Origin of the sequence: Zoogloea sp. (genome assembly GCF_023150065.1) — a bacterium.
Lineage (GTDB): Bacteria > Pseudomonadota > Gammaproteobacteria > Burkholderiales > Rhodocyclaceae > Zoogloea.
In genome coordinates, this window is record NZ_JAKLLN010000005.1 from 246,853 (window position 1) to 262,719 (window position 15,867).

Below are 15,867 nucleotides of genomic sequence, written 5' to 3' on the forward strand. Positions count from 1 at the left end.
CTCGGTCACGAGGGGCTTCCTGACGCCTTGCCGCCGCGCGAGCCGTGAGGAGGCCCCTTGGGCCGAGGGTATTCCGTGCCGGTGCCCGCCGGCGAAACATCGGGCTCCCTTTGTGTGTGGATGCACGCCAGAGGTTTCCGGCCCCAGCCACGAAACGGGCCGGGTGCGATTGCTGACGCAGCGAACGGCTTTGACGACGGCCTGCGCTGACGCAGCCCACAGGTGGTTTTCCTTCCTCTCCAGCCGAAGGCCCGCGTGGCCTTCGGCGATTTGTCATTTCACTGATGCACCTCTGTGTCCCGGGATGTCCTTGCGAGGGCACATCACAGTGACATTCGACGTCCAAGCAGCACGGCGCTCGAAGGACAAAGGCTTGCGGCCTGCCGTGTGGCAAGGATGGTCGCCGGTGCGGCGCTGCGCTCGATTGGCTTGAAGCCCGCGCGCTCGAAGAACGGCGCAGCCGTCGTGGTCAGCAACCAGGCGTCGCGCCCGCCCTCGTCGAAGGCACGGCGCAGCAGCAGTGCGAACATTCCGCCGCCGATGCCGCGATGGCGTGCGTGTGGCAGCACCACCAGGGAGCGCACGAGCACGTCTCGGCCCAGGCGCTCGAAGCCGCCGTAGCCCACGCGCTCGCCGGACACCGTGGCATAGGCGAAGAAGCTGCGCCCTGGTTCGGCCAGGTCGTCCGTGGGAAGCACGGCCTCTTGCAAAGCCAGGGCGAGGTCCGGGTCGCTGCCGGCGATCGGCGTATCCACCAGCAGCGGCGTGCCATCCTCCTTGCGGTTCTCGCCCGCTGGTCGTTGGGGCAGCAGGTCGATCACCATGTCCGAGGGGCGGCACAGGCGCACGCCCGAGCGCGACACCACGATGGGCCGATTGATGAGGATCGGGTACGCCAGCATCTGATCGATCAACTGGTCGTCGCTCCAATGCGCGGCATCCAGGCCCAGTTCCTTGTAGGGCGTGCCCTTGATGCGCAACACATCCCGCACGCCCATGCCCATCCGCGCGATCAGCGCCTTCAAGGTCTCGCGGTCGGGCGGCGTCTTCAGGTACTCGATGACCGTGGGCTCGATGCCGCTGGCGCGGATCAGCGCCAGCGTGTTGCGCGACGTGCCGCAGTCCGGGTTGTGGTAGATCGTGACGGTACTCATGCCGGATGCCTCGCTGCGTTGCGCGGGGCCTGTTCGTACCAGGCGCGGGAACGGTTGACCACGCGCACCACCAGCAGCATCACCGGCACTTCGATCAGCACGCCGACCACGGTGGCGAGGGCCGCGCCGGAATGGAAGCCGAACAGGCTGATGGCCGCTGCCACTGCCAGCTCGAAAAAGTTGCTGGCACCGATCAACGCCGAGGGACACGCGATGTTGTGCTTCTCGCCGACCCTGCGGTTGAGCCAGTAGGCGAGGCCGGAATTGAAGAACACCTGGATCAGAATGGGCACGGCGAGCATGGCGATCACCAGCGGCTGTCGCAGGATGGCCTGGCCCTGGAAGGCGAATAGCAACACCAGCGTCAGCAGCAGCGCTGCGATTGAGAGCGGGCCGAGGCGCTCCAGCGCGCGGTCGAACGCGGCCTGTCCACGACGCAGCAGCGAGCGGCGCCACACCTGCGCGAGGACGACGGGGATGATGATGTAGAGCACCACTGAGGTCAGCAGCGTGTCCCACGGCACGGTGATCGCCGACAGGCCCAGCAGCAGCCCGACGATGGGCGCGAAGGCGAACACCATGATGGTGTCGTTCAGCGCCACCTGCGACAGAGTGAATACCGGGTCGCCGCCGGTCAGTCGGCTCCACACGAACACCATCGCTGTGCACGGTGCGGCGGCCAGCAGGATCAGGCCGGCGACGTAGCTGTCGAGCTGGTCGGCCGGCAGCCAGTCGGCGAAGACGTGGCGGATGAACAGCCAGGCCAGCAGTGCCATCGAGAACGGCTTGACCGCCCAGTTGACGAACAGCGTCACGCCGATGCCACGCCAGTGCTGGCGAACCTGGCCGAGCGCGCCGAAATCCACCTTGAGCAGCATCGGGATCACCATGACCCATATGAGCAGGCCGACCGGCAGGTTGACCTGGGCCACTTCCATGCGGCCGACGGCCTGGAACGCGCCAGGCGCGAGCTGGCCCAGGGCGATGCCGGCGACGATGCACAGCAGCACCCACACCGTCAGGTAGCGCTCGAAGATGCTCATCGAGAACGATGGCGTGGCGGCGACGGCTTCTGTCTGTACGGTCATCGTGCTACCTCACTGCTTGCCGATGGCGCGCAGCTCATGCTGCAGCGACATGGCATCGAGCCGTTGGACCGGCAGCGACAGGAACAGCTCGATGCGACGCTTGAGCGTCAACGCGGCGTCCATGAACGCCTTGCGCTGCTGTTCCTCGCTGCCTTCGACGGCGGCCGGATCGGGCACGCCCCAATGGGCCGACACCGGCTTGCCCGGCCATACGGGACACACCTCGCCAGCGGCGTTGTCGCAGACGGTGAAGATGAAATCGAACACCGGCGCACCGGGCGCCACGAATTCGTCCCAGCTCTTGCTGCGGTAGCCGGTCGTTGGCAGGCGCAGGCGCTCCAGCGTGGCGAGCGCCAGCGGGTGGACTTCGCCCTTGGGGTGGCTCCCCGCCGAGTAGGCGCGAAACCGTCCCAGGCCCAGTTCGTTGAGGATGCCTTCGGCCAGGATGGAACGCGCCGAATTTCCGGTGCAGATGAACAGCGCGTTGTAGGTGGTTTCAGTCGTCATCGATGCCTCGCGTCAGCAGCAAGAAGCAGCCCGTTTCGCGGCGGCGCGACTGTCACTCGGCGCGCAGCAAGCTGGAGCTGTGCTCGGCGCGGGCTGCGGCGCTTCGTTGAACACGGGGATGTTGCCCAGCGTGTGGAAATGCTCCCAGGCCACGCCCTGCGGGTCGGTGACCCAGTGCTTCTCACTGCGTGCATAGCAGCAGGTCGTGGTGCCTTCGTCGAGCAGCGCCATGTCGGCAGCCTGCGCGCGGGCCTTCAGGGCGGTGAGTTCGTCGGCGTCATCGGTCTGGATGCCCAGGTGGTCGATGCCCGGCTTGCTGCCGCGCGTGGAGATGGCGAAGTTGACCGGCGGGTCTTCGAGCATCCACTTCGCGTAGTCGGCCTCGATGCGAGCCGGCTGCGCGGCGAACAGTTGGGAATAGAAGCCGATGCTGCGATTCAGGTCATCGACGTGCAGGTGGACGTGGAAGCGTTTCATGGAGGTTCCTTTCAGCAGGAGGCGCAGGCACGGGTGGATTCATTGGCCTCGCACACGCCACCTTGGCAGCAGTGCTCGGTCAGGTAGCCAAGCAGCCCGTTCATGTGGGCGAAGTCGGCGCGGTAGATCAGGTTGCGGCCCTGTTGCTCGATGGTGACGAGGCCGGCGTGGGCCAGCTCCTTCAAGTGGAAGGACAGGGTGTTGCGGGCCACGTCGAGCTGGTCGGCCAGGACGCTGGGCGTGAGCCCTTCGGGGCCGGCGACGACCAGGGCGCGGAACACGCGAAGGCGCTGGGTGTGGGCCAGGGCGCTCAGGGCGGAAACGGCTTGGGTCTCGTTCATAGTTCAATAATACAACATCTATTGAATAATTGTGCAAGCACATCGCAATAGAGGACCGGGCGCGCCCGACCCCAATCGGGGACGCCACTGCGCCCGATTGCTGCGTGACGCGGCTATCTGATAGTCCGAAGCTCACCCTCATGCGTTGCTGACAGTCGTCAGCGGCATGCCCTGGCAGTCCCGGTCTTCAAGACTGCAACGCGGTTCGCCGCGTTGACCGATCCAGTCCGCTTCGCATCGCCCACCGCGGACGCTCGCCGGCCTGGCGACGATGCACTTTTCTCAACCACCCGAGGGGAACTCCATCCCCTGCGGGATGCGTGCTCCCCGACCCACCAAGGAGCACGGCATGTCTGTACCTTCCGCATCTTCCTCTGCAACCGCAGTGCGCAGTGGTGCGCTGGCGCTGACCTGGACCGGCAAGCGTTTGCCGCTACAGGTGCTGCGCAGCGCGGCCGGCCACTACATCGGCACACAAGACGACGAAGGCCCGGTATCGCGGGAGTCCGTCGAGTATTTCCCGACCCACCTCGCAGCACAGCGCGCCCTGGATACCCGTGCCTGGACACAGCGCGCTCACCCCTGATTCCCACCCTTCAAGGAGTTCTCTCATGAATCTGTCTTTGCCCGAAGACGTGCTCGATCAGATGGCGCTGGAACAGGCGCACTTCGACGCTGCACCGCAGGCCTTCTTCGAGGCCTGGAAGCGCGGCGCGCAGATCGCCGGCCACGAGTGGTTCGGCGACGGCACACGCGAAGGTCTGCAGCGTGCCACCACCAAGTGGGACCTGCGGCCCAACATGCTGATGCTCAACGACGCCCTGGGCGTGCTGAGCAGCGGTCAACGCATGTTCCTGTCCGCGATGGTGAGCTTCTACAACTCCCGCGAGGGCGGCGCGATGCTCAAGCGTTGCGGCTTCGAGGGGCTGTCCGACTTCGGCGGCCTCGATCTGGAACGGCGCCAGGTCATCGCTGACCTCACGCTGCACTACAACGGCTGGTGAGCCGCGCCTGGCAACCACCGTCCTTTCATCCCACCCCACGAGGGACATGCGTCCCCGTTCGGGGCCATGTCCCTCCTTCCTTTCGCAGGAGCGGCCATGTCCCGAATCACCATCTTCCACTGACCTGCACCGCCCGCCACCAGGGCGGCCCGACGCCGCCGCCGGCTGACCGGTTGCCACTTCATCCACTCGCTGGGGTTCAATCCCCGGCAGGGGATTGCCTCGGCCATCCTCTGCTGGAGGAATCCCATGTCTCATTCCAAAAACCCCTTCGTCCGCGGCTACGATGGCCTGTCCGTGCAGCGGCTGCTGGCGATTTCCTACGACGACGACTGCCCCCTGAGCTATCTGCCGCTGCACGTCTCGCAGTCGCACCTGCCGGACAGCCAGGTCGAGCGCCATGCCTGCGTCTTCTGCGACGACTTCGCGCTGATCACCGAGGGCCAGAACGTGCCGCCCGAGCTGGACGCGCAGTGCCCCAGCCACGGTATCGCCCGAAACCTCGTCTACGCCGTCATGGCCGAAGAAGCCGGCCAGCCGCTGCACGTCGGGGATACCTACTCCGAGGAAGCCGCGCGCGAGGTGGTACGCCGCCTGCGCTTCGAGACCGGCTTCTACAGCCGTGCTTGGGAAATCAGTTCGGCGCATATCACCGAGGAGGCCGGCCGCTATCTGGCCAACCTGGCCGACATCGACACGCCGACCCGTTTCCTGTTCGTTGCCTTCCGCATTCCCTACAGCCCCGCGGTCGGCGTGAAGCTGATCGCCACGCCCTGGACGGACGAGAACCTGCAACGGGTCGAAGGCATCACCGCCGAGCGGTTGCGGCGGGCGCATCGCCGGAAAGGCATGCCGGAGTCCCTCGTCGAGGTGCTCCACCTGGCCGCGCTCGCCGACGTGCGCCTGCTGATCTTCGATGCCGACGCGCCCGTGCTGGACGGGCTGACGCTCTACGACGACGAGTAACCCGCAACCCATTCGAGCCCCCATGTCGGGGCTCTTCCTTTTCACGGAAGGCGGTGGCGGCTGCCGTGTTCAGAAAACGATTGCCCGCAATGCCCGAAATCCATGACGTCTGATGCCCAGGCCAATCCGTGAACTATCGGCAATGCAAGGCGGCGATCAGCGGACAGGACACATTGCCTTGATGCGCGTGGCATTCACCGACCAACTTGGACAAGGCTGCCTCGATCCGGGTCAGGTCGGCCAGCTTGGCTTGCACGTCGTCCAGCCGCTGCGACGCCAGTTCCGCTGCCTCGCTGCAATGGGTGCCATCCTCCAGCCTCAGGAGCTGCCCGATCTCGTCCAGGTTGAAGCCCAGACGCTGGGCGGCCTTCACGAACCTCACCCGCGCCACATCAGCGCCGCTGTAGCGGCGGATGCTGCCGTAGGGCCGGTCCGGTGTCGCCAGTAGCCCCTTGAGCTGATAGAAGCGGATTGTCTCGACATTGACCCCGGCCGCCTTGGCGAAGGCGCCGATGGTCAGGCTATCCGGTTCGGTGTTCATCGCGCTTGACTCCGTAGTTAACTACGGAAGTAACGTTACAGCATCAAGCGAAACCTCGAAAGGAGAAACCTCATGTCGGAACCGCAATCCGGGCGCGGTGCCTTGGCCGCCGGCGGCCTCGCCGCCATCCTTGCCTCGACCTGCTGCCTCGGCCCGCTGGTGCTGGCCGCGCTCGGCTTTTCCGGCGCCTGGATCGGCAACCTCACCGTGTTGGAACCGTACCGGCCGGTCTTCATCGGTGCAGCGCTCGTCGCGCTGTTCTTCGCCTGGCGCCGCATCTTCCGGCCGGCCAACGCCTGCAAGCCGGGCGAGGTCTGCGCGATTCCGCAGGTTCGCACGACCTACAAGCTCATTTTCTGGATCGTGGCTGCCCTGGTGGTGGTCGCGCTCGCCTTTCCCTACGTCCTTCCGCTGTTCTACTGACAGGAGATCATCATGAAGAAACTTGCCGCACTCGTGGCCCTGGCCGCCACCCTTGCCACACCCGCCTGGGCCGCCGTCCAGACCGTCACGCTGTCCGTGCCCGGCATGACCTGCGCGGCCTGCCCGATCACGGTGAAGAAGGCGCTCTCCAAGGTCGAGGGCGTCAACCAGGTCGACGTGAGTTTCGACAAGCGTGAAGCGGTCGTGACCTTCGACGACGCCAAGACCACCGTCCAGAAGCTGACCGAGGCCACCACCAACGCCGGCTATCCGTCCAGCATCAAGCGCTGAACATGGAGTGACGCCATGACACCGATTGCGCGTATCGCCGACAAGGCCGGGGCATTGGGTACCGTCGTTTCCGCGATGGGCTGCGCGGCCTGCTTTCCCGCGCTCGCCAGTCTGGGTGCAGCCATCGGGCTGGGCTTCCTCCAGCAGTACGAAGGCCTGTTCATTTCCCGGCTGCTGCCGCTGTTCGCCGCCCTGGCGCTGGTGGCGAACGCGCTGGGTTGGCTGCGCCACCGGCAATGGCACCGCAGTCTGCTCGGCATGGTCGGCCCAGCCATCGTCATCGTCGGCACGGTCTGGCTGCTTGCCACCGCGTGGATGCGGCCCCTGGTCTACACGGGAATCGCCTTGATGGTCGGTGTGTCGATCTGGGATCTGGTGTCACCGGCCAACCGCCGCTGCGGGTCGGAAGAGTGCGCACTCCCCCCGAAACACGGATGAAGCGGTCACGACAAGAGGAATGAGACCATGACACAACTGAGAATCACCGGCATGACCTGCGAATCGTGCGCGGCCCATGTCAAGGAAGCGCTGGAGCGGGTGCCCGGCGTGCGTTCGGCCGAGGTGTCTTACGCCAAGGGCAATGCGACCCTGGCCATGACCGCAGAGACTTCGACCAACGCTCTACTCGCCGCCGTCGTCGGGCTCGGATATCGGGCCGCGCTGGCTGACGCACCAAGCGCGCCGCCGCGCGGCGGGCTGCTCGACCGCGTGCGCGAATGGGTTGGTGGCGGAAGCCAAGCCGGTCACGGCAACGGCAAGCTGCACATCGCCGTCATCGGCAGCGGCGGGGCGGCGATGGCCGCTGCGCTCAAGGCCGTCGAACAGGGTGCGCGCGTCACGCTGATCGAGCGCGGCACCATCGGCGGCACCTGCGTGAATGTCGGCTGCATCCCGTCCAAGATCATGATCCGTGCCGCCCACATCGCCCATCTGCGCACGGCGAGCCCGTTCGACGACGGCATCGCAGCGGCAACGCCGGCCATCCTTCGCGAGCGGCTGCTTGCCCAGCAGCAAGCGCGCGTCGAGGAACTGCGCCACGCCAAGTACGAAAGCATTCTGGACAGCAATCCAGTCATCACGCGGCTGGCGGGCGAGGCCCGGTTCAAGGACGCGCGCACGCTGACCGTGGCGACCGCAGACGGCGGCACGCGCGAAGTGAGTTTCGACCGCTGCCTGATCGCGACCGGCGCAAGTCCGGCGATCCCGCCGATCCCCGGCCTGAAGGACACGCCGTACTGGACCTCGACCGAGGCGCTGGCGAGCGACACGATCCCTGTGCGGCTGGCGGTGATCGGCTCGTCGGTGGTGGCCGTTGAACTGGCGCAAGCCTTCGCCCGGCTGGGCAGCCAGGTCACGGTCCTGGCGCGCAGCACGCTGTTCTTCCGCGAGGACCCGGCCATCGGCGCGGCTGTGACCGATGCCTTCCGCGCCGAAGGGATAGCCGTGCTGGAGCATACCCAGGCGAGTCAGGTGGCTTATCAGGACGGTGAATTCGTGCTCACGACCGCCCAAGGTGAGCTGCGTGCCGACAAGTTGCTGATCGCCACCGGCCGCAGCCCGAACACGCGCAGCCTGAATCTCGAAGCCGCCGGCGTGACGGTGAACCCGCAAGGCGCCATCGTCGTCGATGACGGCCTACGCACGAGCGCGCCGGACATCTATGCTGCCGGCGACTGCACCGACCAGCCGCAGTTCGTTTACGTCGCGGCGGCCGGCGGCACGCGCGCGGCCGTCAACATGACCGGCGGCGAGGCGGCGCTTGATCTCACCGCAATGCCGGCCGTGGTCTTCACCGACCCGCAGGTCGCCACCGTCGGGCTGTCCGAAGCCGAGGCCCACCTCAAAGGAATCGAGACCGACAGCCGCACGCTCACGCTCGACAACGTGCCGCGTGCCCTCGCCAACTTTGACACGCGCGGCTTCATCAAGCTGGTGATCGAAGAAGGCTCACGTCGCTTGATCGGCGTGCAGGCGGTCACGCCAGAGGCGGGCGAACTGATCCAGGCGGCCGCGCTGGCGATCCGTGCCCGCATGACGGTGGAAGAACTTGCCGACCAGTTGTTCCCTTACCTAACGATGGTCGAGGGGCTCAAGCTCGCGGCGCAGACCTTCAAGAAGGACGTGAAGGCGTTGTCCTGCTGCGCCGGGTAACGGAAAGGAGGAAGCGATGGACGGTTACACCATTTCCAGGCTCGCCGGCGTGGCCGGTGAGCGAGCGGAACCGCCGCAGCAACGCTAGGCAGGTCAGATTGGCGATCAGGGCAATGCTGCCGAAGGTCAGCATCAGGGTGCTGGACGGCGTTACGCCATGCAGGAGCTTCTGAACGATCTCGGCCACGATCACGCCGAAGAAGCCCAGGATGATTACGCCCTTTGCGAGTGCCGCGCCGGCTTCCCACTTCGCACCGCGGTGCAAGGCAAAGAGGCTCAATCCGTAGACCAGCGCGTCGCCGAGCATGTCGACCGAATCCCCCATGAGAGCGGAGGGAGTGGGAAACGAGGCCGGCGCTGAACTCGACCAGAAACATCACCGCGTTGATGGCGAGGACCACCATCAGCACGCGGTGCGTTGGCTGGCCTTGTCCGCCAGGGCGGCCAGCTCGGCGCCTTTGTTGGTGCAGCACTCGTCCATGTCAAGCCTCCTGGGACGCGGTTTCGCCCTTTTCTTCACTTGCGACCGGCACCCCGATGGGACGGGCAATGGCCTCGCTCAGCGACAGCGCCTTGAGGTGGTCCCACTTGGAAGCACGATATCGCTTTGACCTGCTCATGCCCCAGCCTTCATCGGTTCCCGGAACAGATGACGCGGCAGCCACCAGAGGTAGAACACCATCCCGAACAGCTCCACCAACGACTGGAACACGATCACCACCACGGTGGTGTCCCAGCCGGCAGGCAAGGCCAGCGCGAACGGCAGCACGACGAAGGAATTGCGGGTGCCGAAGCTGAAGGCCAGCGTGCGGCCGGTGTCCATCGGCAGCCGCAACCACCGGGTGAGACCGCGCGCCAGCAGCGCGGCAACCAGCAGGAAGCCGACGAACACCGGCAGCACCATCAGCAGCACGGGCCCGGCATCGAGCACCGTACCGACCTGCGCACCGGCGATCAGGAACACCACTACCGCCAGCAAGGGCACCGGCCACCAGCCGAGTCGCTCGCGCCAGATGGCCCGCTCTGTCCGCGCCTCGACCCAGCGTTCGCTGAGCGCGGCGGCCACGAGGGGCAGCCCGATCAGCGCGAGTGCAGCGGGCAGCATCTCTTCGGTCTTCAGCGCCGCGCTGAAATCGGCCACCGGCAGCATCAGCCAGAGGTAGACCGGCAACAGCAACAGCTGTGCCAGCAGATTGAGCGGCGTGACGGCGATGGCTCGTGCCGGCGTGCCGCGGCCGAGTTGGGTGAAGGTGATGAACCAGTCAGTGCACGGCACCAACAAGACCAGCAGCACGCCGAGGCGCAGGGCCGGGTCGCCCGGCAGCCACTGGAGTGCCAGCCACAGCACCAGCGGGATCAGCACGAAGTTCCCGAGCAGGATGGCCAGCACGAAGCGCCGGTCCCGGAAGGCGTCGCGTACATGGAGCAACGGCACCTGCACGAAGGTCGTGTAGAGCAGCGCGGCCGGCACCGACCACAACAAGACCTCGAAGCGCGGCCCGATCTCGGGCGCAACGGTGCCCAGCACCAGGCCGCCTGCGATGGCGGCAAGGTAGATCCAGACCTGGCGGCGTTCGAGGGTCAGTCGGTCCATCAGTCGCGCACCCGCAGGATGGCGAGCGTGCCGGCCAGCATGAAGGTGGCCGCCAAGGCAAACGCCAACACCGGCGAGACCGCCGTCCACACCACGCCGACCGTGGCGCTGGAGAGAAACTTGGCCGTGCCGTTGACGGTGCCCAGCGCGCCCATGCTCATGGTCATGGTCTCGGCCGGCACCATTTCGGCAGTCACGGTGGATTCCAGCGCCTCCTGCACGGCGACATACAGACCGGCGATGCAGAAGATTCCCGCGAGCAGCGCCACGCTGTCGAGGTCAGACCAGAAGGCCAGCGCGGTCAGCACCGCCGTGGCAACACCCAGGCCGTAGCCCGCCACCAGCACGGGCAGGTGGCCGACGCGATCGGCGAGCCAACCCACCGGCCACGACGCGGCCACTTGCACGACATTGCGCCACACATAGAGCAGCCCGGCCACCTGCGCGGCCTGCACCACGCCCATCGACGGGGTGAGCAGCGTGGTGGCGGCGAGGATCAACAAGGTGTGGGAGAAATCACCGACGCCGAACAGTCCGACAGCGCCGAGATAGCGCTTGAACCGGGACGGCAGCCCGCGCAGCGAGCCGAAGAACTTGAGCGCCGGATTCGGCGAATGCTGCGGGTCCTGCACCAATGCGAGGAAGGCCAGCAGCGCCAGCAGGCCGGGAATGAGCGAGAGCCACAGCACGAAGCGGAAGGGGCCGGCGTCGTCGCTCCAGTGCCAGCCCTGAGCGAGCCCCAGCAAGACCACGCCCAACAGCGGGCCGAACACTGCGCCGACGGTGTCCGCCGCGCGATGAAAACCGAAGGCGCGCCCGCGCGTCGCGGGGCTGACCGCCTGGATCACGATGGCGTCGCGTAACGGGCCGCGCAGGCCCTTGCCGAACCAGGACACCATGCGCCCGAGCAGGATCAGCGGCCAGCCCGCGGCCAGGGCGATCAGGGCCTGGCCCAGCGGGGTGAGCCCGTAACCGACCAGCACCAGAAGCTTGCGGTGGCCCAGTTTGTCGGCGATGTACCCCGACACCATCTTGGTGAAGCTCGCCACCGCATCCGCAATGCCCTCGATGATGCCCAGCGCGGCGGCCGGAATGCCCAGCACGGCCAGGAAGCCGGGCAGGATCACGGTGGTGGTCTCGTAGCAGAAATCGCCGAGCGCGCTGGTGATCCCGGCGCCGGCGACGGTGCGGTTCAGCCACCCGTTCCCCTGGACCGAGTTGTCATTGTTGGTGATGTTTTCTGTCACGGTCTTCATGTCGTCGCCCGGACTGCATCTGTCGGCGCATCGGGACAGTGGTGGATCTCGATGGTCGAATGGACGATCTCCTCGTGCACCGACAGGCGCTCACGCACGACGTCCGGCGTCAGCGCGCTGTCGTGGGTCACCACGGTCAGGGCGCACGAATAGACCTGCTTGCCCACGCGCCAGACGTGCAGGTCGGTGATTCGCGCGTCACCGGCGTCCGGCCCGGTTTCCACCACCTCCCGAATCTCATCGACCACGGGGTGATCCATCTCGCGGTCGAGCAGCACCTTGCCCGTATCGGTGATGAGACCCTTGGCCCAGACGGCAACCAACACGGCACCGACGATGCCCATGACCGGGTCCAGCCAGGACCAGCCGTAGATCCACCCACCGACCAGGGCCACGATGGCGAGGACCGATGTGGCGGCGTCGGCGATGACGTGCAGGTAGGCCGACTTCAGGTTGAGATCGTGATGGTCGCCGTGGTGATGCACATGGCCATGATCGTGCCCATGAGAATGACCATGGTCATGATGGTGCGCCTTGCCGAGAATCAATGCGCAAATGACATTCACCGCCAACCCGAGGACGGCGATCACAATCGCTTCCTGGTACTGGATGGGCTGCGGCGAGACGATCCGCTCCACCGAGCCCACCACCATCATCACGGCCCCGCCCAGTAGGAAGATGGCGCTGGCGAAGCCCCCCAGGATTTCGATTTTCCAGGTACCGAATGCGAAGCGCGGGTCCTTCGCATAGCGCCGGGCGGTGGCATAGGCCATCGCGGACAGACCGATCGCGACGGCGTGGGAACTCATGTGCCAGCCGTCGGCCAGCAGAGCCATCGAGTTGAACCACCAGCCCGCAGCGATCTCGACCACCATCATCACGGCCGTGATCCACATCACCACCCGCGTGCTGCGCTCGGCGGCGTCGTTACCGGTATCGAAGACGTGGCCGTGCATCCAGTTGGACAGGTTTTCGGTATGCATGGCGGTTCTCACTTGATGTAGGCGCGCAGTACGTCGATCAATTCTTTGGCCCCCTGCGTTCGCTCGGCGTCGCTGCTGATCGACGGGTCGGCGATATGCGTGCGAACGTGCTCCTCCAGGACTTCTGTCATCAGTCCATTGATGGCCCCCCGCACCGCGGCGATCTGGTGCAGGACTTCGGCGCACCCTTTTTCGGCGTCCAGCGCGCGTTCCAGCGCCTCCACCTGGCCGCGTATGCGGCGCACGCGGCCCAGCAACTTGGATTTTTCGCGGATGGTGTGGCTCACGGCGCGCTCTCGGAGTATGGCATAGGGGGGTATGGTATCAGGAGCGCGTGTCGAAGGCACTTCGCTCAGGCGCGCATCGTCACTGAGGCCCCACCAATGCGGGCATTGGCGAATGCCGATATCCGCTCGGCCCGTCGCTTTCTTCGTGCCACGCTTCCGGCCATGTTCCGCTGACGTCCGTCAGCGACATGCCCAGGCAGCCACGATCTTCAAGGCTGCGATGCGGTTCCGACCGCGTTGATCACTCCAGTTCGCACCGGCATCCATGCGCGAACGCCCATCGGTTCTCGATGGCGATGCCACGAAGCTGTTCCATCAACCCACGCGGGGGTTCCACACCTTCCCCGCCTGGGTCGGGTGTGTCTCCGCAACCTTGTCCTTCAGGAGATTCACCATGACCACTTCCACCGAAAAGTCCTATTTCGATCTGCACATCACCGGCCTCGGGTACCTCAATCGCATCCGCGAAGTGAAGCCCAAGAAAGGCGATGCGTTCCTGGCCTGCGACATCGCGGCTCTGAACGGTCCCAGCGACGACGTCTCGTATGTGCGTTTCGACACGCGCGTATCGGGTTCGGAAGCGCAGCACCTGGTTCGTCGCTGCATCGATGCCGTCGAGGCGGAGAAGAAAGTGATGATCGGCTTCCGCCTGGGCGACCTGTGGACCGACACCTTCACCTATTCCAAGGGGAAGCGTGCCGGCGAGCAGGGTGTGAGCCTCAAGGCCCGCCTGCTGTTCGTCAGTTGGATCAAGGTCGACGGCAAGCTCGTCTACAAGGCCGAACCCAGGCCGACCGAGACCGACGGGCGCGACCCGGAAGTCCCTGTGACGTCCGACGTGCCCGCCGCGCAGCATGCCTCGGCACCGGAGCCTTCCAAGCCCGTCGCCGATGCTGCCGACGACTCTGCCGATGCCCCCGCATTGGCCGCTGCCGAGTCGTTCTGATCCGCAAGGCCCCGTTCCCTGGGGCCTTCCCTCTCATCATCAGCAGGAGACCTTCATGATCACCCTCCCAGGCCAATTGGCCATCAAGACCATCCACGGCAGGAACGGCGACTTCAACGTCGGCCGCCTTGCGACCTCCATCGGCGAGTTCGTCGTGAAGAACGCCGAGCTCGATCAGTACACCGAAGGCAAGTACGAGGGCGATTTCGTCATCGCCGAAATCCGTCCCTCCACGTACAACGCCAACGGCCGCATGGTCATCGAGATCCGCGCCCTCCTGGGCGGGATGACCTTGTCCAACATCGACGCCCTGAGCCGTGACGAAGCCCGCCGGCTGAGTCCACAGGAAGTCGATCCGATCGACGAGGAAGCGCAGGCTCCCGCGCCGGCAGTGCCCCAGGCCAAACCGAAGGCGAAGCCTCGAAGCCCGCGCGATCCGCTGGTCGATACCACGCCGTTCGGCAGCGAGCCGGCCGCCGCATCCCCCGAGGCCTCGGCCGAGGCGGACGACGCGGCGCTGTTCGGCGCGCTCTGGCCGCTGGGCGAGGTCGTCAAGCTCGACGCCACCGTCGATCGCCGCGTCCTGCGTCAGCAGCGCGACCGTCTCGGTACGTTGGGCTACGAGTTCGCTCCCCTGTCCCAGGACTGGCATCTCGCCAAGGCCTGATTCCAACCGCCGCGCCAGCGGCGTTTCACCACCCGCCGGGGTTCCTCCCCGGTGGGGCGGGGCTCCGGTCTCTTATCCAAGGAGATCGTCATGCAACTCGCATCCCGCTTCGCTTATCGCTCCCCGGTGCTGCGGTCGAATCATCCGCTGTCCGATGACCAGATTCGCACTGTCGCGCCCTCCATCTTCGCGGACACCCCGCACGAGAGCCGCTCCGAGCGGTACAGCTACATTCCCACGGCGGCTGTGCTGACCGAACTGCGCAAGGAAGGCTTCCAGCCGTTCATGGTGTGCCAGACCCGCGTGCGCCAGGAGGACCGCCGCGACTACACCAAGCATATGCTGCGCCTTCGCCATGCGAGCCAGATCAACGGCGCCGAGGCCAACGAGATCATCCTGCTCAATTCGCACGATGGCACCAGCAGCTACCAGATGCTGGCGGGCATGTTCCGCTTCGTCTGCCAGAACGGCCTGGTGTGCGGCGACACATTCGCCGACGTGCGTGTGCCCCACAAGGGCAACGTCACCGACCATGTGATCGAGGGTGCCTACGAGGTGCTGCATGGCTTCGAGCAAGTGCAGGACTCGCGCGACGCCATGCGCGCCATCACGCTCGACGACGGCGAGGCCGAGGTCTTCGCCAAGTCGGCCCTGGTCCTCAAGTACGACGAGCCCGGCAAGACCCTGCCGATCACGGAAAACCAGGTCCTGCATCCCCGTCGCTTCGACGACAACCTTGCGGATCTGTGGTCCACGTTCAACCGGGTCCAGGAGAACCTCGTCAAAGGTGGCCTGACCGGCCGCGGTGCCAACGGGCGCCAGCAGCGCACACGACCTGTCCAGGGCATCGACCAGAACGTCCGACTCAACCGGGCACTCTGGCTGCTTGCGGAAGGCCTGCGCAAGCTGAAAGCCTGACCCTCAAGCGGATCGTGCCCATCGCGGCATGGTCCGCTTCTTCTTTGTGCGCCCAGCATGGGCGCCCTCCTGCGGGTGGAAGTCCCGCCGTAAGTTGATCACAGCGAACGAAGTGAAGCGCAACTGCGTGAGGGCGACCGAGCGTGGGGAGGAAGCGTGGATCGTAATCTGCGAGCCGATGGACAAGAACCGGATAGAAGGCGCTGCGGAGCAGGGCGAGTGGGCAAGGAACCGTGAAGCTCTCGTGATCAAGGCGAAGTGGCGTAAATCCGG

At 66.0% G+C, this 15,867-nt stretch carries 22 protein-coding genes and 1 pseudogene; 11 read left to right on the forward strand and 12 right to left on the reverse strand.

All coding sequences use genetic code 11. The annotated features are described in order from the left end of the window. Nucleotides 1–323: 323 nt before the first annotated feature. The 6 genes and pseudogenes from arsN2 to L6Q67_RS08975 form a co-directional block, all read right to left on the reverse strand. Nucleotides 324–824: an arsenic resistance N-acetyltransferase ArsN2 gene (arsN2, locus tag L6Q67_RS08950; protein ID WP_296568271.1), complete on the reverse strand. Its 501-nt coding sequence runs from the start codon at nt 822–824 to the stop codon at nt 324–326. After that, nucleotides 804–1,154, reverse strand: a pseudogene (gene arsC / locus L6Q67_RS08955) (arsenate reductase (glutaredoxin)); the annotation flags it as partial. The gene arsN2 and the pseudogene arsC, both read right to left, overlap by 21 nt. Continuing rightward, a complete protein-coding gene (arsB, locus tag L6Q67_RS08960) occupies nt 1,151–2,242 on the reverse strand; it encodes an ACR3 family arsenite efflux transporter (protein ID WP_011829936.1) in 1,092 nt (363 codons plus the stop codon). The pseudogene arsC and the gene arsB, both read right to left, overlap by 4 nt. A gap of 9 nt (nt 2,243–2,251) precedes the next feature. Beyond that, a complete protein-coding gene (locus tag L6Q67_RS08965) occupies nt 2,252–2,749 on the reverse strand; it encodes an arsenate reductase ArsC (protein WP_296568235.1) in 498 nt (165 codons plus the stop codon). 12 nt (nt 2,750–2,761) lie between these two features. Then, nucleotides 2,762–3,226 (reverse strand): ArsI/CadI family heavy metal resistance metalloenzyme, encoded by a 465-nt coding sequence (locus L6Q67_RS08970; protein ID WP_011829938.1) that lies wholly within the window; start codon nt 3,224–3,226, stop codon nt 2,762–2,764. Between the two features lie 11 nt (nt 3,227–3,237). Then, nucleotides 3,238–3,567, reverse strand: coding sequence for a helix-turn-helix domain-containing protein (locus L6Q67_RS08975; protein ID WP_011829939.1), 330 nt, complete (start codon nt 3,565–3,567; stop codon nt 3,238–3,240). Between the two features lie 349 nt (nt 3,568–3,916). Here L6Q67_RS08975 and L6Q67_RS08980 point away from each other — a divergent pair, with 349 nt between their 5' ends. From L6Q67_RS08980 to L6Q67_RS08990, 3 genes are all read left to right on the forward strand, one after another. Continuing rightward, entirely contained in the window at nt 3,917–4,153 is a 237-nt protein-coding gene (locus L6Q67_RS08980) for a hypothetical protein (protein ID WP_296568238.1), read from the forward strand. 25 nt (nt 4,154–4,178) lie between these two features. Further along, nucleotides 4,179–4,571 carry a hypothetical protein gene (locus L6Q67_RS08985; RefSeq protein WP_003141051.1) on the forward strand — a complete coding sequence of 131 codons (393 nt, stop codon included), beginning with the start codon at nt 4,179–4,181 and terminating at the stop codon, nt 4,569–4,571. 249 nt (nt 4,572–4,820) lie between these two features. Then, the gene (locus L6Q67_RS08990; protein WP_296568240.1) at nt 4,821–5,537 is read left to right on the forward strand and encodes an ABC transporter substrate-binding protein; all 717 of its coding nucleotides are present in this window, start codon (nt 4,821–4,823) and stop codon (nt 5,535–5,537) included. Nucleotides 5,538–5,670: 133 nt separating this feature from the next. Here L6Q67_RS08990 and merR read toward each other — a convergent pair whose 3' ends face one another. Further along, complete coding sequence (gene merR / locus L6Q67_RS08995) at nt 5,671–6,078, reverse strand: Hg(II)-responsive transcriptional regulator (protein WP_134240539.1); 408 nt, start codon at nt 6,076–6,078, stop codon at nt 5,671–5,673. Nucleotides 6,079–6,150: 72 nt separating this feature from the next. Here merR and merT point away from each other — a divergent pair, with 72 nt between their 5' ends. From merT to merA, 4 genes are read left to right on the forward strand one after another with little or no spacing between them, the layout of a single operon-like run. Beyond that, complete coding sequence (gene merT, locus L6Q67_RS09000; protein ID WP_134240540.1) at nt 6,151–6,501, forward strand: mercuric ion transporter MerT; 351 nt, start codon at nt 6,151–6,153, stop codon at nt 6,499–6,501. Nucleotides 6,502–6,513: 12 nt separating this feature from the next. After that, complete coding sequence (gene merP / locus L6Q67_RS09005; RefSeq protein WP_134240541.1) at nt 6,514–6,792, forward strand: mercury resistance system periplasmic binding protein MerP; 279 nt, start codon at nt 6,514–6,516, stop codon at nt 6,790–6,792. A 15-nt stretch (nt 6,793–6,807) separates the two neighbouring features. Next, nucleotides 6,808–7,230 (forward strand): organomercurial transporter MerC, encoded by a 423-nt coding sequence (merC, locus tag L6Q67_RS09010; RefSeq protein WP_134240542.1) that lies wholly within the window; start codon nt 6,808–6,810, stop codon nt 7,228–7,230. Between the two features lie 27 nt (nt 7,231–7,257). Further along, entirely contained in the window at nt 7,258–8,943 is a 1,686-nt protein-coding gene (gene merA / locus L6Q67_RS09015; protein ID WP_134240543.1) for a mercury(II) reductase, read from the forward strand. Here merA and L6Q67_RS09020 read toward each other — a convergent pair. The 5 genes from L6Q67_RS09020 to L6Q67_RS09040 form a co-directional block, all read right to left on the reverse strand. Further along, nucleotides 8,903–9,250, reverse strand: a complete 348-nt coding sequence (locus tag L6Q67_RS09020) for a hypothetical protein (protein WP_191985717.1) — start codon at nt 9,248–9,250, stop codon at nt 8,903–8,905. The two genes, merA and L6Q67_RS09020, sit on opposite strands and share 41 nt — an antisense overlap. A 309-nt stretch (nt 9,251–9,559) precedes the next feature. Continuing rightward, nucleotides 9,560–10,537, reverse strand: coding sequence for an arsenic resistance protein (locus tag L6Q67_RS09025; RefSeq protein WP_296568251.1), 978 nt, complete (start codon nt 10,535–10,537; stop codon nt 9,560–9,562). Then, nucleotides 10,537–11,793: an MFS transporter gene (locus L6Q67_RS09030; RefSeq protein ID WP_134240545.1), complete on the reverse strand. Its 1,257-nt coding sequence runs from the start codon at nt 11,791–11,793 to the stop codon at nt 10,537–10,539. The genes L6Q67_RS09025 and L6Q67_RS09030 overlap by 1 nt, the downstream gene beginning before the upstream one ends. Then, entirely contained in the window at nt 11,790–12,776 is a 987-nt protein-coding gene (gene dmeF, locus L6Q67_RS09035) for a CDF family Co(II)/Ni(II) efflux transporter DmeF (RefSeq protein WP_296568252.1), read from the reverse strand. Before dmeF ends, L6Q67_RS09030 begins: the two co-directional genes overlap by 4 nt. Before the next feature lie 8 nt (nt 12,777–12,784). Further along, the gene (locus L6Q67_RS09040) at nt 12,785–13,063 is read right to left on the reverse strand and encodes a metal/formaldehyde-sensitive transcriptional repressor (protein WP_134240547.1); all 279 of its coding nucleotides are present in this window, start codon (nt 13,061–13,063) and stop codon (nt 12,785–12,787) included. A 394-nt stretch (nt 13,064–13,457) separates the two neighbouring features. On the opposite strand from L6Q67_RS09040, the gene L6Q67_RS09045 reads away from it, so the two are divergent. The 4 genes from L6Q67_RS09045 to L6Q67_RS09060 form a co-directional block, all read left to right on the forward strand. After that, nucleotides 13,458–14,009, forward strand: a complete 552-nt coding sequence (locus L6Q67_RS09045) for an STY4534 family ICE replication protein (RefSeq protein ID WP_296568254.1) — start codon at nt 13,458–13,460, stop codon at nt 14,007–14,009. Nucleotides 14,010–14,064: 55 nt separating this feature from the next. Then, nucleotides 14,065–14,676, forward strand: a complete 612-nt coding sequence (locus L6Q67_RS09050) for a DUF3275 family protein (RefSeq protein WP_059400660.1) — start codon at nt 14,065–14,067, stop codon at nt 14,674–14,676. Nucleotides 14,677–14,766: 90 nt separating this feature from the next. Further along, a complete protein-coding gene (locus tag L6Q67_RS09055; RefSeq protein WP_059400661.1) occupies nt 14,767–15,594 on the forward strand; it encodes a DUF932 domain-containing protein in 828 nt (275 codons plus the stop codon). Between the two features lie 28 nt (nt 15,595–15,622). Then, nucleotides 15,623–15,867: hypothetical protein (locus L6Q67_RS09060; RefSeq protein WP_296568258.1), on the forward strand; the 245-nt coding region annotated here is incomplete at its 3' end.